Origin of the sequence: Pseudovibrio sp. W64, assembly GCF_001623145.1 — a bacterium.
In the GTDB taxonomy this organism is placed as follows: Bacteria; Pseudomonadota; Alphaproteobacteria; order Rhizobiales; family Stappiaceae; genus Pseudovibrio.
Genome location: NZ_LMCI01000038.1, coordinates 718,411 through 743,475 on the forward strand (window position 1 = coordinate 718,411; position 25,065 = coordinate 743,475).

The 25,065-nt window shown below is 53.1% G+C and carries 21 protein-coding genes; 11 read left to right on the top strand and 10 right to left on the bottom strand.

What is annotated here, in order from left to right:
- Positions 1–76: 76 nt before the first annotated feature.
- From PsW64_RS19915 to PsW64_RS19925, 3 genes are all read left to right on the top strand, one after another.
- On the top strand, positions 77–1,906 hold the full coding sequence (locus PsW64_RS19915; RefSeq protein WP_063304699.1) for a sensor histidine kinase: 1,830 nt from the start codon (positions 77–79) through the stop codon (positions 1,904–1,906).
- Positions 1,887–2,567, top strand: a complete 681-nt coding sequence (locus PsW64_RS19920) for a response regulator transcription factor (RefSeq protein WP_063304700.1) — start codon at positions 1,887–1,889, stop codon at positions 2,565–2,567. The genes PsW64_RS19915 and PsW64_RS19920 overlap by 20 nt, the downstream gene beginning before the upstream one ends.
- Before the next feature lie 172 nt (positions 2,568–2,739).
- Complete coding sequence (locus tag PsW64_RS19925) at positions 2,740–3,297, top strand: cytochrome b (protein WP_063287933.1); 558 nt, start codon at positions 2,740–2,742, stop codon at positions 3,295–3,297.
- Between the two features lie 29 nt (positions 3,298–3,326).
- Here PsW64_RS19925 and PsW64_RS19930 read toward each other — a convergent pair whose 3' ends face one another.
- Positions 3,327–4,934: a hypothetical protein gene (locus PsW64_RS19930; protein WP_063304701.1), complete on the bottom strand. Its 1,608-nt coding sequence runs from the start codon at positions 4,932–4,934 to the stop codon at positions 3,327–3,329.
- A 162-nt stretch (positions 4,935–5,096) separates the two neighbouring features.
- Here PsW64_RS19930 and PsW64_RS19935 point away from each other — a divergent pair, with 162 nt between their 5' ends.
- A complete protein-coding gene (locus tag PsW64_RS19935; RefSeq protein ID WP_063304702.1) occupies positions 5,097–5,717 on the top strand; it encodes a chloramphenicol phosphotransferase CPT family protein in 621 nt (206 codons plus the stop codon).
- On the opposite strand, the gene PsW64_RS19940 is transcribed toward PsW64_RS19935, so the two are convergent.
- The 4 genes from PsW64_RS19940 to PsW64_RS19955 form a co-directional block, all read right to left on the bottom strand.
- Entirely contained in the window at positions 5,698–6,327 is a 630-nt protein-coding gene (locus tag PsW64_RS19940; RefSeq protein WP_063304703.1) for a hypothetical protein, read from the bottom strand. The genes PsW64_RS19935 and PsW64_RS19940 overlap by 20 nt on opposite strands.
- The gene (locus tag PsW64_RS19945) at positions 6,324–7,016 is read right to left on the bottom strand and encodes a ceramidase domain-containing protein (protein WP_063304704.1); all 693 of its coding nucleotides are present in this window, start codon (positions 7,014–7,016) and stop codon (positions 6,324–6,326) included. The genes PsW64_RS19940 and PsW64_RS19945 overlap by 4 nt, the downstream gene beginning before the upstream one ends.
- Before the next feature lie 87 nt (positions 7,017–7,103).
- Positions 7,104–7,817 carry a sulfite exporter TauE/SafE family protein gene (locus PsW64_RS19950; protein WP_193757830.1) on the bottom strand — a complete coding sequence of 238 codons (714 nt, stop codon included), beginning with the start codon at positions 7,815–7,817 and terminating at the stop codon, positions 7,104–7,106.
- A 127-nt stretch (positions 7,818–7,944) separates the two neighbouring features.
- Entirely contained in the window at positions 7,945–8,196 is a 252-nt protein-coding gene (locus tag PsW64_RS19955; protein WP_063292918.1) for a hypothetical protein, read from the bottom strand.
- A gap of 231 nt (positions 8,197–8,427) precedes the next feature.
- Between PsW64_RS19955 and dsrO the strand changes: the two genes are divergently transcribed.
- The 5 genes from dsrO to PsW64_RS19980 all read left to right on the top strand — a co-directional run bounded on the left by dsrO (position 8,428) and on the right by PsW64_RS19980 (position 18,677).
- The gene (gene dsrO, locus PsW64_RS19960; RefSeq protein WP_063304706.1) at positions 8,428–9,147 is read left to right on the top strand and encodes a sulfate reduction electron transfer complex DsrMKJOP subunit DsrO; all 720 of its coding nucleotides are present in this window, start codon (positions 8,428–8,430) and stop codon (positions 9,145–9,147) included.
- 3 nt (positions 9,148–9,150) lie between these two features.
- Complete coding sequence (gene nrfD, locus PsW64_RS19965; RefSeq protein ID WP_063304707.1) at positions 9,151–10,134, top strand: NrfD/PsrC family molybdoenzyme membrane anchor subunit; 984 nt, start codon at positions 9,151–9,153, stop codon at positions 10,132–10,134.
- 12 nt (positions 10,135–10,146) lie between these two features.
- Positions 10,147–13,227 carry a molybdopterin-dependent oxidoreductase gene (locus PsW64_RS19970; RefSeq protein ID WP_063304708.1) on the top strand — a complete coding sequence of 1,027 codons (3,081 nt, stop codon included), beginning with the start codon at positions 10,147–10,149 and terminating at the stop codon, positions 13,225–13,227.
- Between the two features lie 452 nt (positions 13,228–13,679).
- A complete protein-coding gene (locus PsW64_RS19975; protein WP_063304709.1) occupies positions 13,680–14,783 on the top strand; it encodes a DUF1217 domain-containing protein in 1,104 nt (367 codons plus the stop codon).
- Positions 14,784–15,356: 573 nt separating this feature from the next.
- Positions 15,357–18,677: a hypothetical protein gene (locus tag PsW64_RS19980; RefSeq protein WP_063304710.1), complete on the top strand. Its 3,321-nt coding sequence runs from the start codon at positions 15,357–15,359 to the stop codon at positions 18,675–18,677.
- Positions 18,678–18,795: 118 nt separating this feature from the next.
- On the opposite strand, the gene PsW64_RS19985 is transcribed toward PsW64_RS19980, so the two are convergent.
- Entirely contained in the window at positions 18,796–19,887 is a 1,092-nt protein-coding gene (locus tag PsW64_RS19985; RefSeq protein WP_063304711.1) for a glycosyltransferase family 2 protein, read from the bottom strand.
- 261 nt (positions 19,888–20,148) lie between these two features.
- On the opposite strand from PsW64_RS19985, the gene PsW64_RS19990 reads away from it, so the two are divergent.
- Positions 20,149–21,363, top strand: coding sequence for a serine hydrolase (locus PsW64_RS19990; protein WP_063304712.1), 1,215 nt, complete (start codon positions 20,149–20,151; stop codon positions 21,361–21,363).
- Here the strand turns inward: PsW64_RS19990 and PsW64_RS19995 are convergent.
- The 4 genes from PsW64_RS19995 to PsW64_RS20010 all read right to left on the bottom strand — a co-directional run bounded on the left by PsW64_RS19995 (position 21,358) and on the right by PsW64_RS20010 (position 24,039).
- Positions 21,358–21,741, bottom strand: coding sequence for a VOC family protein (locus PsW64_RS19995; RefSeq protein ID WP_057462329.1), 384 nt, complete (start codon positions 21,739–21,741; stop codon positions 21,358–21,360). The two genes, PsW64_RS19990 and PsW64_RS19995, sit on opposite strands and share 6 nt — an antisense overlap.
- Before the next feature lie 158 nt (positions 21,742–21,899).
- Positions 21,900–22,265: a VOC family protein gene (locus PsW64_RS20000; protein WP_063304713.1), complete on the bottom strand. Its 366-nt coding sequence runs from the start codon at positions 22,263–22,265 to the stop codon at positions 21,900–21,902.
- Between the two features lie 58 nt (positions 22,266–22,323).
- Complete coding sequence (locus tag PsW64_RS20005) at positions 22,324–23,109, bottom strand: enoyl-CoA hydratase-related protein (protein WP_063292909.1); 786 nt, start codon at positions 23,107–23,109, stop codon at positions 22,324–22,326.
- An 84-nt stretch (positions 23,110–23,193) separates the two neighbouring features.
- On the bottom strand, positions 23,194–24,039 hold the full coding sequence (locus PsW64_RS20010; protein WP_063292908.1) for a LysR family transcriptional regulator: 846 nt from the start codon (positions 24,037–24,039) through the stop codon (positions 23,194–23,196).
- Positions 24,040–24,136: 97 nt separating this feature from the next.
- Between PsW64_RS20010 and PsW64_RS20015 the strand changes: the two genes are divergently transcribed.
- Entirely contained in the window at positions 24,137–25,054 is a 918-nt protein-coding gene (locus PsW64_RS20015; RefSeq protein ID WP_208980900.1) for an MBL fold metallo-hydrolase, read from the top strand.
- The last annotated feature ends 11 nt before the right edge of the window (positions 25,055–25,065 follow it).

The following is a 25,065-nucleotide window of genomic DNA, read 5'->3' on the forward strand; positions in this document are numbered from 1 at the left end:
AAATACCTATTGCAATTCGGCAGGATCGCTGTTTGTTTCGGATTATCTAATATACGTTGAGCCTGGGAACTGCTGCATGCGAGGCTTTCTTCAGCGCATTGTTTGTGTTGTACTTTTTCTTGCTGTGCTGGTTGTACTCCAGCTGACGGCCAGTCCGGTGTTTGCGCGCTCTGATATGGTGCGTGTTGGCATTCTGTCCTATCGCGGCAGTTTGGAAACCCAGCGCACATGGGCGCCGACTATTGAGCATTTACAACGTGAACTGCCGGATGTGGAGTTCTCCTATCTGCCTCTGACCCTTCAACAAATCGCTGAACAGGCCGACCAGCTGGACTTCATCATCACCAATCCCGGCCACTCGTTTCAGTTGGAACGGATTGCGGGCGTCAGCCGCATCGCCAGTGCTCGCTCTCACGTCAATAAGAATGAGATGCACGACCTCGGGTCGGTGATTTTTACGCGAACGGACAGTGGCATCACGGGCCTGACAAAGCTGAAAGGCGCAAGTGCGGGCGTGGTCTCGACAGAAGCTTTTGGCGGATATCTTGCTGCCAAACACAGCTTGCAGCAGAGCCTTGGTGATGAGCCTGACTTGCGCGTTAAACCACTGGGGTTTCCGCAGCAAACGGTGGTGGAAGCGGTGGTCAAGGGAGACGTGCAGATCGGCATTGTCCGCGCCTGTCTGTTGGAGAGCATGAGTGCGGCTGGCAAGCTGGACAAAACGCAAATCCGCGTGTTGGGTCAGCAGTATGACCCGGAGTTCGCCTGTGCCAGAACCACGGAACTTTATCCAGGTTGGGCGTTTTTGAAGGTGCCTGGCGTCTCGCCTCAACTGGCAACACGCATCACGCAGGCCCTGCTTTCTATGCCGGATGGCGCCTGCACGGATGAATGGCTCGGCCACGCCAACTGGATCGCACCGGTTTCCTATGCTGCGGTTGAGCGGGTCTACCGCGATCTGGCGCTCTATCCCTACAACAAGGACCTGCGGCAGATCCTGAAGGACTGGGTGGAGCGGAACTACTTTCTGCTTGGCGTGATTATCCTGCTCAGCGGAGCTTTTCTGCTGCATGTGGGGCACGTGGAATTTCTGGTCCGCCGCCGCTCGCGCCAGCTGGAAACGGCAAGTGACAAGCTGGCGAACGCCCTGCAACGCAACCTGATGTTGGAGAGCGAGCTGGCCCATGCCGGGCGAGTGTCTTCCATGAACATCCTCGCGGGCAGTCTGGCGCATGACCTCAAGCAACCGCTTGGGGCCATCTCCACCTTCGCCCACAGCCTGCGGCAGCGGTTGGACCGTGGTACGGCAGATGAAGAAACGCTGCAAAAACAACTGACCCGCATCTCCGAGCAAGCCAATCGGGCCTCCGATTTCATCAACTCCATGCGCAGCTTCCTCAACAAGCAGCCAGAGGCGCGGCGGCGTGTGGACCTGCGCGATTTGGTGGATGAAACGGTGATGCTGATGCGCACCTTCGCCGCCAAGCATGCCTGTCAGCTGCAATGGCACTCACCCCATGAGCCGGTGTTCGTCTGCTGTGATGATGTGCAATTGCGGCAGGTCATGGTGGTTCTGCTGCAAAACGCGCTTGATGCTACGGTGGAAGCTGGCCTTGAGGACGGAGTGATCTCCATTCAACTGGAACAGACCGCAGAAGCCTGTGAGCTTAGGGTGTGCGATCAAGGGGCTGGTATTCCAAAAGAGCTGGAGGAGAAGGTGTTTGAGCCGTTTTATTCCTGCAAGGGCAGTCTGGGCTTGGGGCTGGCCACTGCGCTTAGCATTGTTGACAGCCACGAAGGGGAGTTGACCCTGAAACCGATGCTTGAGGCAGGTACATGCGCAACAGTGAGGCTGCCATTGAGCCGCTCACAACCTGAGGGAAATCATGACACAACAACCAGTTAAACCGCTTTATGGACCAGAGGCTGAGCCTGTGATCATCATTATTGATGATGATGATGCCATGCGGGAAGCGCTGGTGTGTCTGGTAGAGTCCGTCGGGTTGAAGGCTGTTGATTTTGAGCGTGCTGATGATTTTCTGAGTTCTGATCTACGCCCTTGCGTTGGCGTCATCATCACCGACATGCGCATCCCCGGCACCAGTGGCCTCGGACTTTTAGAGAAGCTGCGTGCCTCGGGCCAGCACTTGCCGGTGATCGTCATCTCCGCCTTTGCGAACCTGCGTGATGGTGTGCGTGCCATGAGCCTTGGCGCCGTCGATGTGTTGGAAAAGCCGTTCGATGAGCAAGGCCTGCTCGACAAACTGCAAGACCTGATCACAGAGACCCGAAACCGCGCCAGCCAATGCTGCCTGACAGCGCAGGCCAAAGTGAAGGTAGACCGGCTCACCAACCGCGAGCGTGAGGTGATGGAGTATTTGGCACAAGGCCTGCAAAACAAAAGCATTGCCAATGCATTAGGCCTTAGCGTCAAAACCGTAGAAATCCACCGCCACAACGTCCTCACCAAACTGGAAGTGCAAACCCTCGTCGACGTTTACCAGCTCACCCAAAGTGCCGACCGCGCAACAGGGTCTGGCCGGTGTTGCGGTGTGGAAGAGGCTTAAAGGCGGATTTCGGAGCTTTGCGGTGCAAACTTTACTCAAAGTTTCAGGTTAACTTCAGGATAGCGTGGTGAGGTGCCGGGGTTATGAGGCGGCAACCAGGCGGCGTTTAAGACGCGCCTGAAGCACAACTGCAAACAACAAGTTGCTGCCATAAGAAGAACTGGCAGAAACTATGACTGATCAACAATATGTGCGCTCCGCCCGGATCCTTCACTGGCTAATGGCCCTTGGCTTTTTATCCATGTGGGTGACCGGCTACATCATGAAGCTGGATTCTCTGGAAGATACCCCCTTGGAAGAAAGCCTGTTTGACCTCCACATCTCTATGGGCGTGACCTTGCTGGGCCTGTTGTTGCTGCGCGTGGCTATCCGCTTGGTCAACAAACCGCCTGCATTGCCTGCGGGCCTGACTTCATGGGAAAAAATCGGCTCCCATCTGGGTCACCTGGGTCTGTACCTTCTGCCGCTTGTTACTATGCTGGTGGCATGGGCCGAGGTTGATTTTGGCGGTCATGGTGTGAAGTGGTTCACCATTGGTATGCCAAAGATCTTCCCAACCATGGAAACCTTCGCCGGTATCAATCTGGAAGACACAACTGCAACAGCGCATGAGCTGCTGGCCTGGTCTTTGCTGGCACTGGTCGCTGTGCACGTGGCCGCTGTTCTCAAGCACAAATACTGGGATGGTCACGACGTCATGGGCCGCATGAGCTTGCTCAGCAAAAAATAACAGGACGCGGGGGAGGGCTGATCGCAGCCCTAACGCCGAGGGCGCATTGGGGGCAGTCCCTCGGCATCCGCCTGAGCTTGCGCCTTGGCTTCTTTGAGCAGCGCATCCAGCGTGAACATGGCGGTCTTCATATCCTGTAATCTGGCGGAGGCTCCTGCCAGATTGTCTTGCTTCAAGGCCTCTTCCACCCGCGCAATTGAATCGTCCGCCATGGCTTTGTAACTCAGAAAGTCCGCCAGCTCGCCTTTGTACTTGGCGCTTTTACGCAGCACCATCATAGCGACGATATCTTTCTTCGCCTTGTCCACCTGCGCTGTGTATCTGGCAGCTTCTTCCTCGCGCTTTGAACGTTTTGCTGACCGTGGACGCTGTACAGGTTCATCCTCGATAATCTGTTCTCTTGGCGGTGCTTCTGCGGTTGGCTCTGGTTTAACCTTCTCAGGCGGCGGGTTGAGACGGTCTAGCGCAATTTTCATGTTGGCGATGGTTGCGTTCAGGTCCTCCAGCATATAGCGGGCGTCCTTCACACGTCCGGTGGTTAGAAGCCGCTCAATCTGGATGGCAAGTGTTGAGGCGGTGGCGCTATAGCCTTCATAGTGGCGGAGCTGCTCCGGATTCTGGATCGTGGCTTTTTGCGCATCCAGCCCTTCGATTTCTTTGCGAGCCTCTTTCACATCCTGCAGGAACCCTTCCACCTGTGCGGCTGTGTTGATGCCACGGGTAAAGGCAATTTCCAGCCCGGTCATGGTGATGTTGGCATTGTCAAGCATGTCCTCAGCGCGGCGGTATCCGCGTTTGGCGTAGAGTTTCTCTGCTTCCACAATGTAGGCGCTCGCCCTGTTATGCAGTTTTTCAAAGATCACCAGTTCCTCGGTGTCTTTGAACGAGCCGGAGCGGATGTGAAACGCACGCAAGTCTGTACGGGCTTTGGTGACCTTCTTGCCAAACTTGAGCGAAGCCTCCAGCTCAGGTGCCGCAGACTGGATTGCGGGCGCTTCCTGCAACCACGCGACTATCGCTTTCATCTTCAGCAGGCTCTTTTCAAAACTGGCGATTGCCTTGTTGGCGTCGTCCACGTGAGACGCGCGGAGGTGGGTGGTGATCTGGTCAAAGTGCTTTTGCACATCCTGATCAGCACTCTCAAAGCTGCGCAGTTTTTTCTGGTAGTTCTTATGCTTGCTCGCCAATTCCATGAACTGGAAACGATGCTCCTGAAGCTGGCCATGGGCGTTTTGTAACAATGGGATCTGGTCGCCAATCACAGCAAGCGCGTCCTCAAACTCACTTACATAAAAACTAAGCGATGTGATGCCTGCGTTTATCTCCGCAACAAATGGCTGGATATCGCGCGTTTTTTTGGACTTGGCAGAGGTGATTGCCTGACGCGCGGCCTTATGTGCTTTCTTGAAGCCACCAAAGAGGGCACGGCAGAACTTGATGAGGTTGCCCTGCGCATAAAGCTCATCGACTTTCTTCTCCAGCATTGCAATCTGCTCGAAGTCAGTGACAGCAGGATCCGGGGCATCCGTTTCCTCGTCTCCATCAACCAGATCATCCTCCGGAAATGTCCATGACATATGCCGATAGAAATCCTCAGCCCATCTCTGCTGCTCAACACTCAGCTTCTCAACCGGCATCACCCTCTCCAACCCAAAGCAAACCACGCGCCGGATAATGCCTTGATTGCGCTGGTTTTCGGGCAAATTTCACGAGCTGAGTGAAGGGGGAGTTGATGGGTGGAGCGGGTTTTGTCTTAATCTATAGGTTTGTTATGCTCTCCGAAAAGGGGAGGTTGGCAGATGACACAAGGGCGGGTTGTGTTGCTCAATGGAGCGCCGAGGTCTGGCAAAAGTTCCATTGTATCTGCACTGCAAAAGCAGGCAGATGAGCCCTGGATAAATCTCGGTGTGGACGTTGTCGTCAAGCACATGACTCCGGAACACATGAAACCGGGGATAGGTCTGCGTCCGGGAGGGGAAAGGCCTGATCTGGAAGACTTTATCTCCCGCTCCTATCACGCGCTTTACAAAAGCATCGCAGCTCATGCCGAACTGGGCTTTGATGTCATCGCTGATCTGGGCCACCACAACAACTATGCGGCGCTGGACGGCAACTGGGGGCATTATCTGAAGGAGTTGGAAGGGTTGGACGTGATGATCGTCGGCGTCTTTTGCCCACTGGCAGAGATTATGCAGCGCCGAGCTGGCAGTGATGGGAACTATCTCACGGCCAATGAGGAAGGCGAAATCCCGTTACCCGTCCTTCGCTGGCAGGAAGAGGTTCATAAGCCGGGGATTTATGATTTGGAGCTGGACACTTCGGCGCTGAGTGCGGAAGTGTGTGCGGAAAGAATTCTGAATGTGATTGCGTCAGGCGCAAAGTTTAATGCCAGAGACAAGCTTATAGCTTCGCAGATATGAGCTGCTTCGCCTGCTGATCGACTGAAGACAAGCGGGGGATGGCACTATCTGGTTTGAGCAAGGTGCCAGGAGCGAGGACTGAGTTTGCACCGACTTTGCTGTTGTCACCGATCAGGGAGCCGAATTTTGTCACACCTGTCGGTATCTCGTTGCCATCCTGAAGGAGCGTAATCTCTTTCCCAGCCCATTCATTGCGGTGATTGGCGACAACAACGCCAGCTTCCAGATTGACGTTTTCGCCTAAAATGGAATCTCCCAGAAACCCGAGATGGGCGAGTTTGGAGCCTTTGAACATGAAGCTGGACTTTACCTCACAAAACGGGCCAACCGCGCAGCCTTCATCCAGAAACGCTCCTCCGCGCAAATAACTGCGGGAGGACACAAAGGCGTTCGGTCCGATGATCACTGCGTCTTTCAGCATCGCCCCATCTTCCACCACGGCGCTTTCGTGAATAGCGATGCTGTTGGTGATGCGGTACGAGCTATCAAGGCGAGAGATCATGCCCAGAATGATGCTTGCAGCGTTCGTCGTCATTGCCCACGGTGTGTGCCCAAGTCCTGCGAGTGGAGAGCTCTCCCAGTTTGCAATGTAATTACGCAACCGGATCAATGAGCCTTTCCTTGTGGCGGCATCTTGAGAATCAGCGCTGCAAGGAGGAAGCCGATCATCAGGCCGTTGAGCAGGTGCCACATGAAGTGGGTGCCGAAAGCGACGGAAAAGCAGAGGGCCATGTCCACGGTTCGGAACATCAAAGAGACTGCAAAGGTTGCCGTGGTGAGCGTGATATAGGCCCGGGCCGGGTGCTTGCGCAGGTGCATCAGCAGGGCTGCGATGAGCAGGGCGACCATAGCTGGCAGGTATTGCAGAGAGCCGTTGAACGGGTCAGGACCAGCATCGATATCAGTCAGTACAGCATCCGAACTGAACCAGAAAATAGCGGCGGTAATGCCCACTGCAATGGCACTGGCACGCAAGGTGCGGAACAGATTTTCACCGGTCGCACGATAGATCACCGTGATGATGTAGAAGGCCACAAAGCTCCAGATCGGGACAACGTCCGCCAGCTCTGACCATGTGTTTGCAAATGTATGAAACAGGAATGAGCCAACGCCAATAGCCGCTGCAAGCGCGATCAGCACCAGCTCTGCGATGCTCGGGTTGCCCCGTTTGCGCACCAGATAAAGCGCGATCAGAGCAGCCAAAACAAAGCTGAAATTGCTGAGCGCATTCAACGGTTCATTCCAGAACCCCGGTGCGGTTCGCTCGCAGTAAAGGTCAATATAGTCAGCAGGAAGCATCGCGATATCTCAATGGAATTCAGAGGCTGAAAGAGCAGAAAGACTAAATCTGTAAGTGTGCCGATTGTAGGGTGCGACCTGCAATATTCAAGGCATAATCATGGAGATGCCGGAGCCCGCCAGAACCAGATCAATCATCCGGTCATGATGCTTTGAGCTGAGCTTGTTCAGGATCGCTTTGGCTGCATAGGTGCCGAGGGTGATCGACCCGCCCACCAGTGCCCCGCCAATGAGGATGTCCGTGCTCATGACATTGAGATAGCTGAAGGCCGCGGCCTTGGAGCCGAACACGAACAGGGAGGCCGCCGCTTCTGTTGCGATCAACGCGCTTTTGACGAGGCCGAAAGAGGAAAACACGGCAAGGCTCAGTGGGCCGGAAGAGGCGACCAGTCCGGTGATGAACCCGATGAGCGTTCCGCCAAACACAAGGTGGATTGGCTTGGAGCCGATGTTTTTGGAGCGCAGCAGATAGCGCACAGGAATGAGCACCAGAAAGAACAGGCCAAGGATGGTGCTGCCAACGGATTCCGGTATGGCAATCAACAGGTTCGCACCCAGAGCAGCCATGGGAATGCTCGGCAGCGCGTAAAAGAACACCGCGCGCCAGTTGATCTCACTCCACCACACAATCACGCGCCCGCAATTGGCGATGAGTGCGGCAATCGCCATGATGGGAATGGCCGCTTTGGTGCCAAACACAGCCACCAGAATAGGCAGTAGGATGATGGATGACCCCGTGCCAACAATGCCGGACAATACCCCGGCAAGCATGCCAGAAACGGCAATAATCAATATGCTCAAATGAGGAACCCTTGGAGAAAAGAACATTCTGAAAAATCTTCTGATCTGTATAAGAGTGACTGCCTCATGATGCAATTTGCTTGAAGAGAAGCTGCATTAAAAAATACAGCTTCGCTCCTCTAAACGGTTAAACAGAGTTTAGGCGGACAGGGTTGGGCGAGAGCGGAGAGACGCGCGCCTGATAGGTGGAATGAACTGGCACAGTAAAACGACCAGAAATCGGGCGGTCACCAGCTCCCGGTGCGGATCGCACCAACGGTATTGAGGCAATTGATGTTTCGCGATCGATGTCTCTCCAAACACCAGCGACCTGATGTTGAGGTTGCCAGACGCCTGATGGCACGGCCTGCCAGGCGGCGGTAAGATTGATAGCGGGCATGTTTGTTTTCCTTTATTCACCACGATCATTTGTTTGTGCAGCATGCTTATGTGCTGCTCTCCTATGGACGAATGAGACGCGCATCTGTGATGACTAAGGGCTTGGTCTCTGGTGTTGCCCCACCCATCTAGGGGAACTCCCCTAAGCCCGCAGATAACCTCCCCAATATTTTTGTTGCTGGCCTCCCGGTAGCTTGGGAACAACCCAAACCGTGACACTCCGGGGGGAGACATGAATTCAAGACGTGAGTTCCTCAAACTGGCCATGGCAGGCTCAACAGCTGCGGTGGCAGCGCCGGCAGCTGCAAGCGCACAGGCAAAGCCCAAGCGCTGGGGCATGCTGGTGGATCTGCGCAAATGCATCGGCTGTCAGGCCTGCACCGTGGCCTGCACCATTGAAAACGACGTGCCCGCAGGCCAGCACCGTACCGCTGTCCCCATATACGAGCTGGAAGGCCCGGATGGTCCAAGTCAGGCCGTGCTGCCGCGCTTGTGCAACCATTGTGACGAACCGCCGTGCATTCCGGTGTGTCCGGTCAATGCCACCTATAAAACCGATGAGGGTGCTGTGGTGGTGGATGCCGAGCAATGCGTGGCCTGCGGCTACTGCGTGCAGGCGTGCCCTTATGAAGCGCGCTTCATCAACCACAAAACCGGCGTTGCGGACAAGTGCACATTTTGTGTGCATCGCACGTCTGTTGGCTTGCTGCCGGCCTGCGTTGAAACCTGCGTTGGCAACGCCCGCGTGTTTGGCGATCTGAATGATCCGGAAAGCGAAATCCGCAAGCAGATGGCGCAGCATGAAACCAAGGGCTTGCGACCGGAATTTAAGACAGGACCAAACGTCTATTACATCGGGCTGGATGACAGGCTTGCCTCAACCGTTGCGGTTGGTGGTGGTGCCCGTGATTTGCGCCAAGGTCTTGAAACGCCTGCACATGGGGAGGTGTGAGTTATGCCTGCTGTTGATCTGATGTCATTTGATCATGAAGCTGTCTGGCGGCCCTGGGCGGTCGCTTACTTCCTGCTGGTTGGAACGGGCGCAGGGGCTGCATTGCTGCTGGCTTATGCTCGTCTTGTGCGCGTTGCAGAAGCCAAAGGCGCCCTGATTGTCGCCACCAGTTTTGCGCTTGCCTCTGGTTTGCCACTGCTGGCCGACCTACACCAGCCTGCACGTTTTATGCACTTCTACAGTGGCTCTGCACCCGGCTCCATCATGTGGTGGGGCAGCTGGTTCCTGCCGCTGTTTATCGCCTCTACGCTTTTGCTGGCGTTCATGACAGGCCGTCGCGGCAACGCGCCCATGTGCGGCGGTGAACGCATGCTGACCATGGTTGTTGGCGCTCTGGCCCTCTGCATTTTAGGGTACACCGCTGGTGAAATGAGCGTGGTTGCCGCGCGTCCGGTGTGGAACACACTTGGCTTCCCCGTTGTGCTCATTCTGACCGCCCTTATGAGCGGTGCCGGTGCCACCATGACCATTGATAGCCTCAATGGTGAGAAGGGGGAAGGCCGCTACATGCTGGTGGTGACAGGTGCCGCAACTCTGGTCGTGTTTGGCCTTTGGATGCTGACTGACACCAACCTCTCAACTCTGGCGGCAGACTATGCCCCTGTCGGCTTGTTCGGTGGGTTCATCATCGCAGGTGTCGTGGTTCCGGTGGTTCTGGCTGTGAGTGCAAAGGCCTCTTTGTTGCTGCGCGGTGTAAGTGGGGCGCTGGCCGTGTTTGGGGCATTGGCTTTCCGCTGGTCCACATTCAACGGGGCGCAACTCATGTCCAAAACCGAGACCGTATTTTATGGCCATGAAGCCGCGTTGTCTCAGGATGCTCTGCGCACGCTTGCCGGGTCTGTAGGCCTGCTGATCCTCAGTCTGATCTTCGTGACGCTTCTCATCAACCTGCTGGCCGTGCGTGCCAGCAAGCAAACTCAAGCCTAAGGAGAGCCAGTTATGACTATTTCTCGCCGTGGTGTTCTTCAAGGTGCAACCGCTCTTGGCGCAGCTGGCGCTGCCTTCTGGGGCTTTGCTGAAACAGGCAAAAACTTCTATCAAGGTGTAGTGGGTTCAGCGAAAGCCAAAGGCATTGCCGGTGGTGCTTTGCCACCGGAATACAAGGTGGACTCATCCACTGGAGAGGTGATCCTCAACCCTGATCAACGGGTCGGCTACACCATGTGCATGGGCTGCACCAGCGTTTGCGGCATTCGTGTGCGGGTCGACAAAGCCTCCGGCGACATTCTGCGCGCCACCGGCAACCCGTACAGCCCACTCTCCACCAATCCGCACATTCCATACGACACGCCCATCAAAGACGCGATCACCGGCCTGTCTGCCTATGGTGAGCAAGGCCTTGCAGGACGCTCCACCGCCTGTGGGCGCGGCAATGCTGCCATCGCCAAGCAAAACAGCAAGGAACGCATTCTCAAGCCAATGAAACGCGTGGGAGAGCGCGGCAGCGGCCAGTGGAAGGAAATTTCCTGGGACCAGTTGATTGAGGAAACCGTTGAGGGCGGTGATCTGTTTGGGGAAGGCCAGGTGGAAGGCCTGCGCGCGATCCGCGACCTGAAAACACCGCTTGATCCTGAAAATCCGGAATATGGCCCTAAAGCCAACCAGCTGGTGGTGATCCCGGTGTTCAAAAACGGTCGCCTGATGATGGCTGCCCGCTTCGCCAAAATGGCTTACGGCACCCGCAACTTCGTGGGGCACCGCTCCTATTGCGGCCTGTCCATGCGGGCTGGTTATGCAGCCATGTTGGACAACCTGAAGAAGCAGCCACACCTGAAGCCGGACTATCGCCATGCCAAGTACATGCTGTTCATCGGCACGGCCCCCGGCAATGCAGGCAACCCCTACAAGCTGCAGGGCACGCTGATGGGTGCTGCCCGTGGGCGTGATGGGGTCAAATATGCAGTGGTGGACCCTGTTCTCACCAACTCTCAAAACCATGCGTTTGGCAAGGACAATACATGGGTTCCTATCAGGCCGGGCACCGATGGGGCACTGGTGATGGGCATGATCCGCTGGATCATGGAAAACGAACGATACGATGCCAAGTTTCTGGCTCAACCGTCCGGCGCAGCAGCTCAGACGGCAGGGGAGGCCAGTTGGTCCAATGCAACACATCTGGTCATTGATGATCCAGAGCATCCAAAAGGCGGCTCATTCCTGCGGCAAGGAATGGTAACAGCTGACCTGGAAGAAGATGCTCAAAAAGCACCAATGTGCCTTGATGCGCAAACGGGAGAGCTTTCTCCTGCAAAGGGCCGCCCTGCCACACTGTTCCACCAGGGAACCGTGAGACTTCTGGATGGTTCTACTGTGCCCGTAGCCACCAGCCTGAGCTTGCTGCGCCGGGAGGCACTGCGCAAAACGCTTGCTGAATACTCCGCTGATTGTGGTGTACCGGAAGAGCGTATCATCTCTCTGGCACGCGATTTCACCAGCGTTGGCAAACAGGCAGCTGCCGATTGCCACGGCGGAACCATGCATGCAGCAGGCTTTTACACCGCCTACGCCATCGTCATGCTCAACGCACTGGTCGGCAACCTCAACGCCAAAGGCGGCACCACAGCTGGTGGCGGTCGCTTCAAGGATGTGCAAAAAGGCCCACGCTATAACCTGCTTGCCTTCCCCGGCAAGGTGAAGGTGAAAGGCGTGGATGCAGGCCGCGGTGGCTTCGCCTACGAGAGAACCAGCGAATTCAAGCGTCTGACTGCGGAAGGCAAAAACCCATATCCGGCACAGGCGCCATGGCATTCTTTCACCCAACCCATGGGCGCGCAATGGCTCACCTCTGTGTTGGAGGGGTATCCCTACAAAGCCAAGGCCGTGATCACATGGTCCTCCAATCCGGTTTACGGTGTTGCGGGCATGGAGAACGACGTCAAAGAGAAGATCAAAGACACCAAGCGCTTGCCGCTGTTCATCGCCATTGATCCATTCATCAACGAGACCTCTCGTTTCGCCGATTACATCGTGCCGGACCGTGTGTTCTACGAGGCATGGGGCTGGGCATCCGCCTGGGGCGGTGTGCCAACCAAGGTCTCCACGGCCCGCTGGCCGGTGGTGGATTGTCAGACCGGCAAAACACCGGATGGCCGCCACATGGACATGGATAACTTCTTTATTGATGTGGCCAAACGCATGGATCTGCCGGGCTTTGGCGACAAAGCCATCCCGGATGCAGACGGCAACCTGCACCCGCTGCACCGCTCTGAGGATTTTTGGATGCGAGCCGGTGCCAACGTGGCGTTTGACGGGGGAGCTGTTCCAGAAAGTGATGATGCCGACATGACGATCACCGGTGTGGATCGCATCCGAGCGGACTTAGAAAGCACGTTAAAGCCAGATGAATGGCGCCGTGTTGCTTATGTTTACAACAGAGGTGGCCGCTATGAGGATGCGGCGAAAACCTACAAGGGCGAGACATTTGCTCGCTCCTACAAAAAAGGCATTCAGGTCTGGAACGAGACTGTCGGCACCGCGCGAAGCTCCATGACGGGCAAGAAGTTTGTTGGCTGCCCAACGTGGCAGGCCCCAAGCTTTGCCGATGGAACTCAAGTGGACAAAGCCTTCCCGCCGGATCTATGGCCGTTCCGCGTTGTCAGCACCAAATCCCAGCTGCGCTCTTCCAGCACCGGAGGCAATCCGTATCTGGATGATCTGAAACTCTCCAACGCCATCGCCATCAACACGGTGGATGCGGACCAGTTTTCCATCAAAACCGGAGACTGGATCACCGTCATCTCCCCAAGCAACCGCATCAACGGGCAAGCCTTGGTTCGCCAAGGTATCGCACGGGGCGCCATCGGCATTGAGCACGGCTACGGCCACCGCGAACTGGGCGCACGCACCCACAAGATCGGAAAGGTCATTTTGGAAGGACATTCTGAGCGGGGCCTCGGCACCAACAGCAATGATCTGGGCTACACCGACCCAACCAGCAAACGTCCGGCCCTGCTCGCCGACCCCGTCGTCGGCAGCATCGCCCGCCAGGCTCTCCCCGCGCGTATAGAAAAAATGAGCTAACCGAACTCCGGAGAATACCTAGGGTTCTCATAAAAAGAATACGCCAACAAAAACATCAGGCACTGCCCCCAGCGGCGCCTGATTACAACAAACAGCCAAAGCCAAACGCCCCTCCAACTCGGTACGAGGCACATCTAGGGCAGAAAAACTTCCACGACCCTCGCCAAAGACGGTGGGGGTCTTTTTTTGAGGGAAGGGATGCGAGGTTACGTGAGGCGATTCTCCAATAATCATTGCAACATCACGAGAAGCTCAAGAAAACCAGTCTTAAGGTTGGAAACTGGGCAGGACCAAACTCTGCATGGCTCGTGCTTGCCGCCTGAAGAACAATCATTACAACAGCTTAAATAAACCAACACGTTGAGAATATTTGCACTAAGCTTCATCAGGTTCAGACAAGACAACCGAGTCAGACTACCCCAAACTGTTTTTATGTAATCGGGTTCAATTCAATGGATACTCATCTTCGATTTTCAGTGCTTAATCGCGACTTGCCTGCTGCAAAGGATCGAACAGCCAAAGATCCAATAATTGCACGCGAGATTCAGTACTACGAAGAAAATTTTAAGAACGTAGAGACCGTTGACGATCTTCTAAACGATTATCGCTTGTATAATTTCATGATGAAAACGATGGGCCTTGAAGACATGGCCTACGCAAAGGGGATGGTCCGCAAGGTACTTGTTGAAGGCACGTCAGACGAAAAAGCGCTAGCGAATACACTAAGCGATGGTCGATTTAAGGAACTGGCTGAAGTATTTCCCTTTAATAAAGACGGAACCATCGAAGGTACTTTCGATTGGTCGATTAAAAATGAAGCTCTGGATAGGAGAATCGTTCGATATACAAATGTACCAGGTGAAAAAGTTGAGGATATTGATCGACTTGCCGATTATTACCAGCAAAAGATGCCGCGAGACGTCATTTTTACAGTTCAACTTTTGGCAGATCCAGCACTCTATAGAGTGATAACCACTGCCTATGATGTTCCTGATGAGATCATTCGTGGTCCAAAAGATGAGCGGGTTGAATGGTTCGAAGAAAACTTTGATATAGATGAGTTGAAAAAACCTGCTGAACTCAAAGATGCAGTTGAGAAATATAAAGACAAAGTAGAAGCGCAACGAGTCGAGAACACAAAAAACATCGTTGAAAAGTATATTCAATCCAACTTTGAAGAAGATGAAGGCGAGAAGAACGAAGGCGTAAGACTTGCACTCAACTTTCAAAGAACAGCAGCAGACATCTCGGATGCATATGAAATTCTAGGATCCCCGGCTTTGTACCAGGTCGTGCGAACCGTACTTGGTATGCCTGAGTCGATGGTTGGCACCGATATCGACAACCAGGCCGCAGCAATCAATGAAAAGTTCGACATTGAGAAGTTTCAGGACCCGAGGGAAGTAGACAAATTTGTCAAGAAATTTGTGGTTCTGTATGATGCTCTAACTGGCGCTGGTGCTGTTCCGACCGTTCAGCTGTTTGCAGGAAATTCTAATGCTAGGATATCCGAGGGCATACTTACTGCTGTTAACGCTCTAAAGTTCGGTGGCTAACTTCAGTTTTGATAGTGGGAACATCTTCTCTTGTTTGAACAGCGTAGAGCACTGCGAGCTAAATTACATTGTAAAATGTTAGCGAACGTCTCGCAGCGGTCCTAGTATGTGTGTTGGCTAGGTCAACCTATCCTTTGTTCCCCCGTTCCTTCAATTGGTTCATTTTTGTTTGTTTGATGCGGGCTGCTCAGTTGTTGAGCGGCTTAGGGAGAAGAAGATCAGACTGAATATGACGCGCAGTATCAATTAAGGCGTGCTGGAATTGGTGGCAGCCAGAATAGGCATCACAATCACACCAGATCGTTCCGAGGAGACCAATACAGCTTCGTGCCTCCCGTCTACTAATTCAAGCATCAGGGATAAGATCTTCTTTCCAAAGTACAAGCAGACCAAGCAATTAGTAAACGACTGACTACAAACCTTGGCTGAGGCTCTCGCGTAGTGGCTTCGTCAATTTCACGATGTCTTCTTTTTAATAAATATTCGCTCGATAGAGGGGGAATAGTGAAACATAATCTCATGGCGTAAGTGATATCCCGCATTAACTTATTTTAGTGCGCCAAGAGGTCCGTTATGGCTGGTTCCGATATCCCTTCCGGTTCAAATGAAACTGCTGGTACTCCAAAACAGTCCAGTCAGGTTGATGCATGGGCGAATGCTATGCTCAAAATTTGCAGTATTGATCCTTCTGAGGCCGATACTGTTTCCTCCTATGGAGATGAAGTGCCCGAGGCGCTTGAGGTATCGCTTGATACCGCGGAAGGCATTCAGAATGCAGTAGCGCAGTCCTATGTAGAATTCGGAAGTCTTACGGAAAAGGCCCATCTGATCATCGACAAGGAAGAGCTCAAGATATTCGAGAATTTTGAGCAGAAAACCGATGACTACCTGAATGAAGCAGAACTTGCAGCTGTTGGTGAAGACATTGATGCTGCAAATGATTGCCTCGACAACGCAAAGCTTAGCTTGAAGGGCATGAGTGATGCTCTTGATCGTGGTGTTTCAACCGCGCTCAGGCTGGATGGTTATGTGCAGCAAGTCTCTGATTTGCTTAAAGAAGCCGGTACCTATTATAAACAGCGTAATAAGATCCCCTATGAAGAACAGCTCTCTGACCTGCTGAGCTATCAGACCATGGTGGAGACGCTGGGGCAGGAAGCTAAGCTGCTCATTTCTGAAAATCGCGTTGCTGATGCCAAAACAGCCATCGAGCAGATGAAAGCCGCCATCGGCAACATGCCGAAGTGCTTTGAAACGCCAAAGAATGCCAAGACCGCGAAGAAAGCCACCGCTGATGATGTGGAATTCGGTCTGGTTTCCAAGGGCGCGCATGCGATGGAGGATGTTGAGTTCCTTGATGATGTGTTTGGTGAAGAGATCGCACTTGCTGAACGGCAGGATGCGATTTTTGCCCTACACCAAAAGGTGGAAGAAGAGCACAAACAGGACAAGACAGGTTGGTCCAAAAAGTCTGTGACAGAATTTGAAGATGCCTATCAAGTCGCGAAAAATGCACTGGATGGCGGGCATAAAATGGCGACAGATCTCTGGCTTGATTCAGACGTCAAAAAAGCTCTGCCCAAGATTGATAGTTTGGTTGAAACCGGTCGAACCATGCATATGCGCATGAAGAAAATCAGTCTGGTGGCACAAGGGCACAATGATGCGGAAACCGCCGAAATTATTTCAGCAGATCAAGAAACAGCGGGCGACGTCTTCGAGAACCGTCTGGCACGTCTGAGAGAAGACCTGACCAGTTTGAAAACTGGCATCAACACAAGCGATGCCAATTGGCGCCCGATTTGTCAGCACGTGAATGGACCTGAATTCGAGACGGTCTATCAGGGAGCGTTGGCAAGTTATGAGGATGGCATGACATGTGCACAGGAGGATATGGAAGATAAAGAAGCGCATTGCGAACAACTTCAGCAATCCGTTTCCTCTGCCAAATCTTATTTAGTAAAGATGCAGCAACTCTTTGCCAAAGCTCAGGAAATCCGTAAGAACGATATCACCGACATTGATATCAAGGCAAAAGAAGCGACTGCGAGATTGCAGATTCTGGTGAAGCGTCGGCTTGAGATTCAGGCTTGGAGCGTTGATCTTGGAGCCTTTGACCAGGCCCGTACGCTCGCAGCAAAGGCGCTTGAAGCGCTCAATGTGGCCATGGCTGATAACAGCACGGCTGTAAGTGTTGCTGCGTTGAACGCGTTCAACAGCCAGATTGCTGATATGCAGGAAGCGTTTGATGTCGCAGCTGCTGAAATTGAACGGACCAGCGCGGACATGAAGTTCCGTCTCAAGAACGTGAAAAGTGTGTTTGCCAACCTTGCTGCCCGCAAAGAAGAGCTGAAGAAAAAGCCCAAGGAGTTTGCAGAGTTCTATAAGGCAAACAACGACGCCTTTACGTTGATCACCCAGGATCAGGTTGTTCTGTCTAACCGTGATAAGAAGGGCGCCAGCGATCTGCTGGCAGGTGTCGAAGTGGCTCTTGGCAAAATGCGGGCCTTACTTGGCATGCCGGATGCTGGAGAAGGTGGTGTCCAAACTGATGCCTCTGGCCGTATAGATGAGTTGCTTCAGGCCGTGCGAGACAGGTTTGGCCAACTGAAGCAGGTTGAAAAGTGGGCCAGAGAGAACCCTGAGGTCGAAGGTCACTATGCGGACATCACAGACGCTCATGCAGATGCTCAGGAGCAAGCAGACACCTTTAAGGTCGGTCTCATCGAGCTTGGCAATATGGATCCAAAAGTGGTCGAAAATGCCTTGCGTGCCATTGATCAGGATCTGGATGATATGGACAACATCTTCCAGGCAGCCAGAGAGCAGATGGAGCAGCTGAAAGGGGCTGAGGCGATTGAAGGCGAACTCAACGCGAAATCTGACCTTCTGGAACGCATCAAAGCGCATAATCCTCGTATTACCAAATATGAAGACAAAACAGGTCTGTTCCAGGACTTGGGTGAAAAGGATTTCTACAAAGGCATCATCGCCAATCTCAGAGACTGTCTGCTAACTGCCTCTGATTTCTATTTTCAGGATGAAGACGCTAAGGGTGAAGCGGAACTGGAGAAGGTAGAGGTCTACTACGACAGCCTTGAAGAGGCACTCAAGCAAGCTGCTGCAACCCGAAAGGAAGTTGCAGGTTTTGAGCATATTCTCGACATGGCAAGCCAGTCGCTTGCTGATTTGAACGCAAAAGAAGAGAACCTGAAAACCCGACCACAGCGCAATGCCTTTGTTTTGAATAGCGCTGAAGTGAAGAAGTTTATGGCGGATGTTTCTAAACATATCGGCCAGCAGGATATCAAGCCAATTCGCGAAATTATTCCAGAACTGAAAGCTGCAGTTCAAAAGATGGAAGAAGAATTCCCTAAATCCCGAAGCGAGAAAGTGAAAGCTGCTTTTGGCAAAAAGAAGAAGGGTACTTTCGAGGATGAGCTGGCGGAGATGCAACGACGTCAGGCAGCCGCTGAAGCGGAGCGTGCTGCTGAAGAGAAACGTCGAATTGAAGCTGGAGAACACCTGACTGAGGAACAAAAGCGCGAAAAAGCGCTGAAGGATGAGATATGGGAACTCGACAGCGCAGCTTACAAGGCATGTGAAACACTTGTTGCTCTGAATGCCAGAGAAAAAGAACTGCAGACAAAAGAGCAACGGGACCAATTTAGAGTCAATAGAGAAAGCTTCAAAGAGCATGTCACTTTGCTGGGCAAACTCATCCGTGAAGGCAAATTAGAAGAAGCGCGTGCGGCAGTTTCTCAGATGCAGGCAGCTGAACGAAAGATGGAAGAGGATTTCCCTAAAGCTCATAAATCTAAGCGCGAAAAGCTAAAAGCTGCATTGGGCAGAAAAAGCAAAGGCAGTTCAGCAGCGAAGAAGAAAAAGAAGTAGTTGCTGAGCCGCTACTTGGATCGAAATGAAGCGGCATGGTCATTGCTTCGCCGTGGCTCCTATGCCAGAGCTGAGGTCCAGGGACTGCGCTAACTCTCAAAGAGGAGGCGTAGTGAGACTATGCTTCCTCTTCCAGTCGCTTCCTCAATGCATATTTGACGAATTTGTTGGGTTTGGAGAGCAGGGACTTGAGGTGCCTGCTCTTTGAGATTTCGCGCTGGAGTTTGTAAAGAACCTCAGCGCTTTCAGTGTCTTCAATCCGCATGGCCTGATCAAACAAAAGCCCGAAGGCCTGGCCCAGGGCTTTTTTGTTGAACTTTTCCTTATTGTTGAGCAGGAAGGCTTTGACCTGATCGATATCCATTGAGTTCAATGATTTGCGATCCACAAAGGCCTTTTTGTTGCAGTAATAGTCCTGCCGCGCAGAGATGAGGCGCTCGCGCACAAGCCGCTCATCAACGGCTTCCAGATCAAACTCATCTGCCATCTGGTCCACCGGGTCGCGGTGCCCGGCGCGGCGTTGCTGCACGCTGATTTCTGCAAGGCGGGTGATGTAAAAATGCTTCCAGAACCTGTTGGTCAAATCACGCTTATCCGGAAACCCGCGATAGGCAACAAGCCTCTCTGGTAAGTTGACAAAGGAGTACCTGTCCTGTGCGCGTAACCAGAGGTCATAATCCTGACAAATCGTGAAGATCTCGCGATAGCCTCCAAGGTCCACAAGTGCGCGGCGTCGCATCATCATGGAGGGGTGAACGAAGGTGTTCTGGCCGCGATCCAATTGCGCTTTAATCTCGAAATCATCCTCTGGGAACTCAAAGGATCCCATGACCCTGTCATGATCGTTGATATGATCGGCGAAGGTGCCGAGAAACGAAATGTCCGGGTTTTCTTTAAGGAATTCAATCTGCTTGGCAAACCGCTCTGGTCTGCACAGATCGTCGCCATCCATACGGGCGATGTAAACACCGCTGGCCTGTGAGATGCCAAAGTTGAGGGCGCCAGCCATGCCGAAATGGGGGGAATGCAACAGCTTGAACCGGTCATCAACAGAGGCGATGTCTGCACACACATCTTCCGATCCATCAGAAGAGTGATCGTTGATCATGAGCACTTCGAAATGAGGGAAGCTCTGGTACTTTATGCTCTGCAATGCAGGCAGCAGATATTTGCCGCAATTGTGAACCGGAAGAACGACACTGATCTCCACAATACCAACCTCATAGAGTGCTCGGGAATCTTCGAAAGGGCATGCGGGCCAAACCTAACAGCTTCCGCACCCGGTTTATTCCGGCAGATCTGGTTGGTTATAGACCGAGGTATGAATTGTTCTGAGGTGGCTAAGCATCAACCTCTCACTTCGCCCAACTGTGGCTTATTGCAGAAGAGGGAAGACAGGCTTTGCCAATCTCACAGGCTCACTTTAAGAGAAGAGAGACGATTCCAGCTGGTTGACCTGAGGCGATTTGAAATGCGCACCCTGAAAGAGATGTTTCTTGATCCAATCCTGAGCCTAAAGGATGCGCTGGAGAACCTCTCCCCTGCCAAGCGGATCACGCCGGAGATGATTGCGCTGCGCAACACGTCTGATATGGACCTGCTGTTTCTACTCTGGAATGGCAACGGCGATGACCTTTCCATGTTCTCGACCGGCTTCCTTTCTCTGGTTGGAGAACAGGGGCTGAAACGGTCTTTGGAGGATGCACTTGCCGCTTACGGAGCAGCGCAAGAAATCAGCAAAGAAACGCAAAAAAACGCATTTCTCGTCAAAACAACGCACTTTAAGATCGTTGTCCTGTTGGAGCGGGAAAGATCCGGCAAAATCAAAGGCTTATTTATCAAGCCTGCGCTGTATCAGGTCGAAAACCTTGATGAGTGTCTGTCTCTGATGCAAGAGATGGTTGGAACGTCCAGCCTTCTCATTCGTAAAGATGGCGTAGAATTTTTCAGCAAAAATGCAGATCAACCCTTAGCGATTGGCCCAGCTTACAAGCTGTTTGTGATGCAGGAACTGGTGCGCCGTGTGAAAGGCGGTGAGCTGAAGTGGAACCAGAAGGTTCGACTGGAAAAAGACTTGGAATCCCATCCGGTTAGCAGTCTTTACGCCAAAATGAGCGGTGGATTGGTGACCCTGCAGGTGGTTGCACAGCACATGATGGCAGCCTCTGACAATTCCGCTGCCGATGTTGTTCTCAACCTCATCGGCACTAAGCCATTGGAAACGCAGGAAGAACGGACGCCGTTCCTGACATCTCGTCAGTTTTATCAACTCAAGGCGGATCGTGATCTTGCCGAGAGATATGGTCAGGCGGGTGTTGCTAAGCGCCGGAAAATTCTGGAGAAAATCGAGGAACGTTCACTGCCCGCGATTGAGGATGTGGCCGACCCATATCTCAGCGGAGTGGAATGGTATGCAAGCGCGGAAGAACTCTGCGATGTGATCGGCGAAATAGCAGATGACAAGGCGATGCAGTTCAACCCTGGCCTGGCGGAAAAGACCGACTGGCAACGCATTGCTTTCAAAGCTGGAAGCGAGATCGGTGTTCTTAATTTTACCTATGATCTCAAAGGGTTGAACGGAGTGCATTGGCAAGTTGCGGTGACGTGGAACCACGAAGATATTCTGCCGGAGGGCAAGTTGCTCGGCCTCACCAACGCGTTGTTGCAGGAGCTGAAGAAGCTATAGTTTGTGCTGCACCATGTCCTCGGGTTGCATCAGTTCAACGCGGTTGCCGAAGGGGTCATGGGTGGTTCTTCTCAGGAAACCAATGAAGGTCGGGTCCTCTGAAACCTCATAGCCCGCATCTCGTAGATGCTCTGTGAGTTTCATGATATCATCCACCACGAAGGCCGGATGCCCCACCTTGTTGGCGACAAACGGGTCTTGCACACTCAGGTGCAGATTGACAGAACCTACTGAAAACCAACCACCTTGTTGGTGCCGCGCTATCTCAGGCCGCTCAATTTCTTCAAAGCCCAACAGGTCCACGTAAAACTCGCGGGCGAGCTTATCCCCGTCAGGCGCGATGGGAAGGTTGATGTGTTGCAAACCGAGAATGGTCATCTGCCGAGGCTCCTGTGCCGAGGTGAGCTTGCTTGATTAACTCACCCTCTAACACACACAGGATATTGTGAGGTTTTCGAAAAATCGAAGATTTTCTGTTTATTTATCAATGTCTAAAGCAGAAATTTGAATTCGATTCTGACGGGCAGCGCCAGCAGTCAGGCCGTCTTCTGCATCAACTCGATGCGGTTGCCAAACGGGTCTTCGGTGAACTTTCGGATATAGCCTGACAATGGCTTGTCGTCTTTCAACACAGCGCCCGCTGCGGCCAGACGATCAACCGTTTCCTGAAGGCTATCCAACAAAAAGGCGGGATGGGCTTTCTTGTTTGGGGTGAACGGATCTTCCACGCCAACATGCAGGTTAACGCTGCCTGCAGTGAACCAGGCGCCGCCACGTCCTTGTAAAGACGCAGGTTTTTCGACTTCGGTAAAACCGAGCAGGCCGATGAAGAAAGCGCGGGCCGCGTCTTCCTGCCCTGCTGGCATGGTCATCTGGACGTGATCGAGTGCAATAATGCCCATATATATCCTCAATTATGATTTTGGGAGGCGCCGCAACCACACGAGAAGAATACGGGCGCTATTTGAAAACAGGTGAGCGTTTTTCAAGAAACGCGTTTAGGCCCTCGGCATGGTTTTCCGAATTTCCAGCCCGACGCTGCATCTCCGCTTCCCGCACAAGCTGGTCTTCCAACGTGCTATCAGCTGATGCATGAATGAGATGTTTGGTCATGGCATACGCCGATGTTGGGCCTTTTGCAAGATTAGTTGCAACATCTAGTACCTCACCCTGAAGTTGGTCGTCTTCAATGGCTCCCCAGATCAGGCCCCAATCTGCTGCGCGGTCCGCAGTCAGCGGCATACCAGTCAGCATCAACCCCTTGGCACGCACCTCGCCCACCATCCTCGGCAAGTGGAAGGACGCACCAGCACCAGGGACAAGACCTAACTTGCTGAAAGCGTGTATGAATTTAGCACTCTTGGCGGCAAACACCATATCGCAGGCAAAGGCGAGACCAGCTCCGGCACCCGTGGCAACGCCGTTCACAGCGCACAAAACCGGCTTTTCCATCTGTCGGATTGCGTGAATAATCGGGCTGTAATGTTGTGTTAGAACATCGCCCAAATCCGGCTTTTCGCCAGTGCTGTCGGGCAGGATGTCGTTGAGGTCCTGCCCGGTGCAAAAGGCGCGGCCTGAACCGGTGAGGATAACCGTGCGCACCTCTGAGCTGGTGTGGGCTTCTTTCAACGCGGAGAGCAAGTCCTGACGCATCTCTGGTGAGAGGGCATTGAGTTTGTCTGGGCGGTTGAGCGTTATTCTCAAAACACCACCAAGCTGTTCTTTTAAAAGGGTATCCTGCGCCATACTCTCTCGTCCCATGCAATCAGTCACTAAAATCTGCAGGGATACTAACGAATTGCTCAGCCTGCGCCCATAAGCCATTTGGTCTTACCGGTGGGCTTTTGCGCACTCTATGATGTGTTGGATAAAAGCCCGTGTGCGTTTCGGTCTGTGCTTTCGGGCTGGGGTTACAATGTAAAGCGGCACCTCAGGGATCTGCAGTGTGGTTTTTAGGTGGTGTAACCGGCCTTGTTCTACCTCATGCTCACAAAGTGAAATTGGCAGCACAGCAACGCAATCCGTTGATAATGCGAGTTGTTTGGTCAAACTGAAGTTAGTGGTCTCGATTGTGTGAGCCGATGTTGTACCCACCGAGAACTTAGCTAGAAAGCCTCCCGGATCTCGGAGAGCAAAGGAGGCAATGTTGTCTTCTGTGATGAGCTTGTGCGGTTTGCGGGAGAACAGTCCAACAGGGTCATAAGTGTAGCGCCGCGCGATCAGGGTTTCGTCTCCCGGATGCCGCGCGCGGATGGCGAGATCGAAGTGATCTGCCACGAGATCCACCGGACTGTCGCTCATATCAACGTAAAACGAGACCTTGGGATGCAGCTTGCCAAAGCTGTTCAGCAGCGCTTCTAACGTTTCTACCGGATAATCTGTTGGGACGGAAAGGCGAATGTTTCCAGAGAGTTCGTCTTTTTCTAGCAGGTCGCTTTCAGCTTGTAGAAGCGCTTCCAAAGCTGGCTCGCACTGCTGCAAAAATCGTTCACCCTCCAGCGTCAAAGAAACCCGCCGTGTGGTGCGGTGAAGCAATTGCACGCCGAGCCGTTCCTCCAACGCTTGCACGCGAGCTGTGACCGTTGAACGGGGAATACTCAGATGCTCTGCGGCCTCAGTGAAGGAGTTCAGGCGAGCGACGTCAACGAAGGTTTGCAACTGGATGATGTTCGTCATTATGCAATTATATCGTTTAATGATGACAGTATTATCTGAATACTCCAGCCACTCAGAGTTTGCTAGCCCTATGCTCCATATAGAGATAGGTGATAAGATGGACAGACGGAAATTTCTTGGTTTGAGTGGAACAACAGCACTGGTTTCTGCTGTTGGTTTGCCTGCACTGGCACATGCAAAAGCGAATGGTTCACCAGAGGAAATACTGCAGATACAGTGGCTTGGCGGCGCCACAATGCTCATCAGCTTTGATGGAGTGACGCTCCTCACGGATCCAGCCTTTGGTGTTGGGAAGCAGGCGATTGTGATGCCGAACCCGAATGAGATGTTTGACCTTGTAAAGGGACCCAATATCAAACCGCAGCCAAGATTTGGGGTGTTACCCGAGTTTGATCTTAGAGCGATAACCGCAACACTGATCAGTCATTCCCATCCAGACCATTTTGATGCAGCAGCAGAGGCGAAAATCGCTTCTGACATGGCGATGATCACGACAGAGCATGACAAACAAGTGTTTGTAAAAAAGGGCTTTTCCAATATCACCGCTCTGCCATGGGGCGAGCAAATGGTGTTCCCGACTAAGTCTGGTCAGATCACCATCACGGCAGTTCCCGCTGAGCATTCTGAGAATGCGGAGATCCTGAAGATCCTGGGGCCGGGTAATGGATACTTCTTTGAGTTTGTGGCCGGTGATTATCGCAGGACCATGTACTGGACCGGTGACACCCTCCCGGTAGATGATGTGATGGCCAAAGTCCAAGCCTTTGGTGCCATTGATGTTCTTGTGCCGCATGTTGGCGGGGTGGGTGTGACGGGCGCTCTTGGGAAGATCAGCATGGATGCCGCAGATGTGGTGGACATGGTGGATCGCCTGAAGCCGAAACGTGTCCTGCCCATTCATCACTCCACGTTTGGGCTGTTCCTTGAACCGATCTGGAAATTGGTGCAGGCGATGGAGAGGCATGAAGCAGGTCTTGATGTCATCGCAGAAGGCAGCACGGTTCAATACCAATAGATGAAGATGTA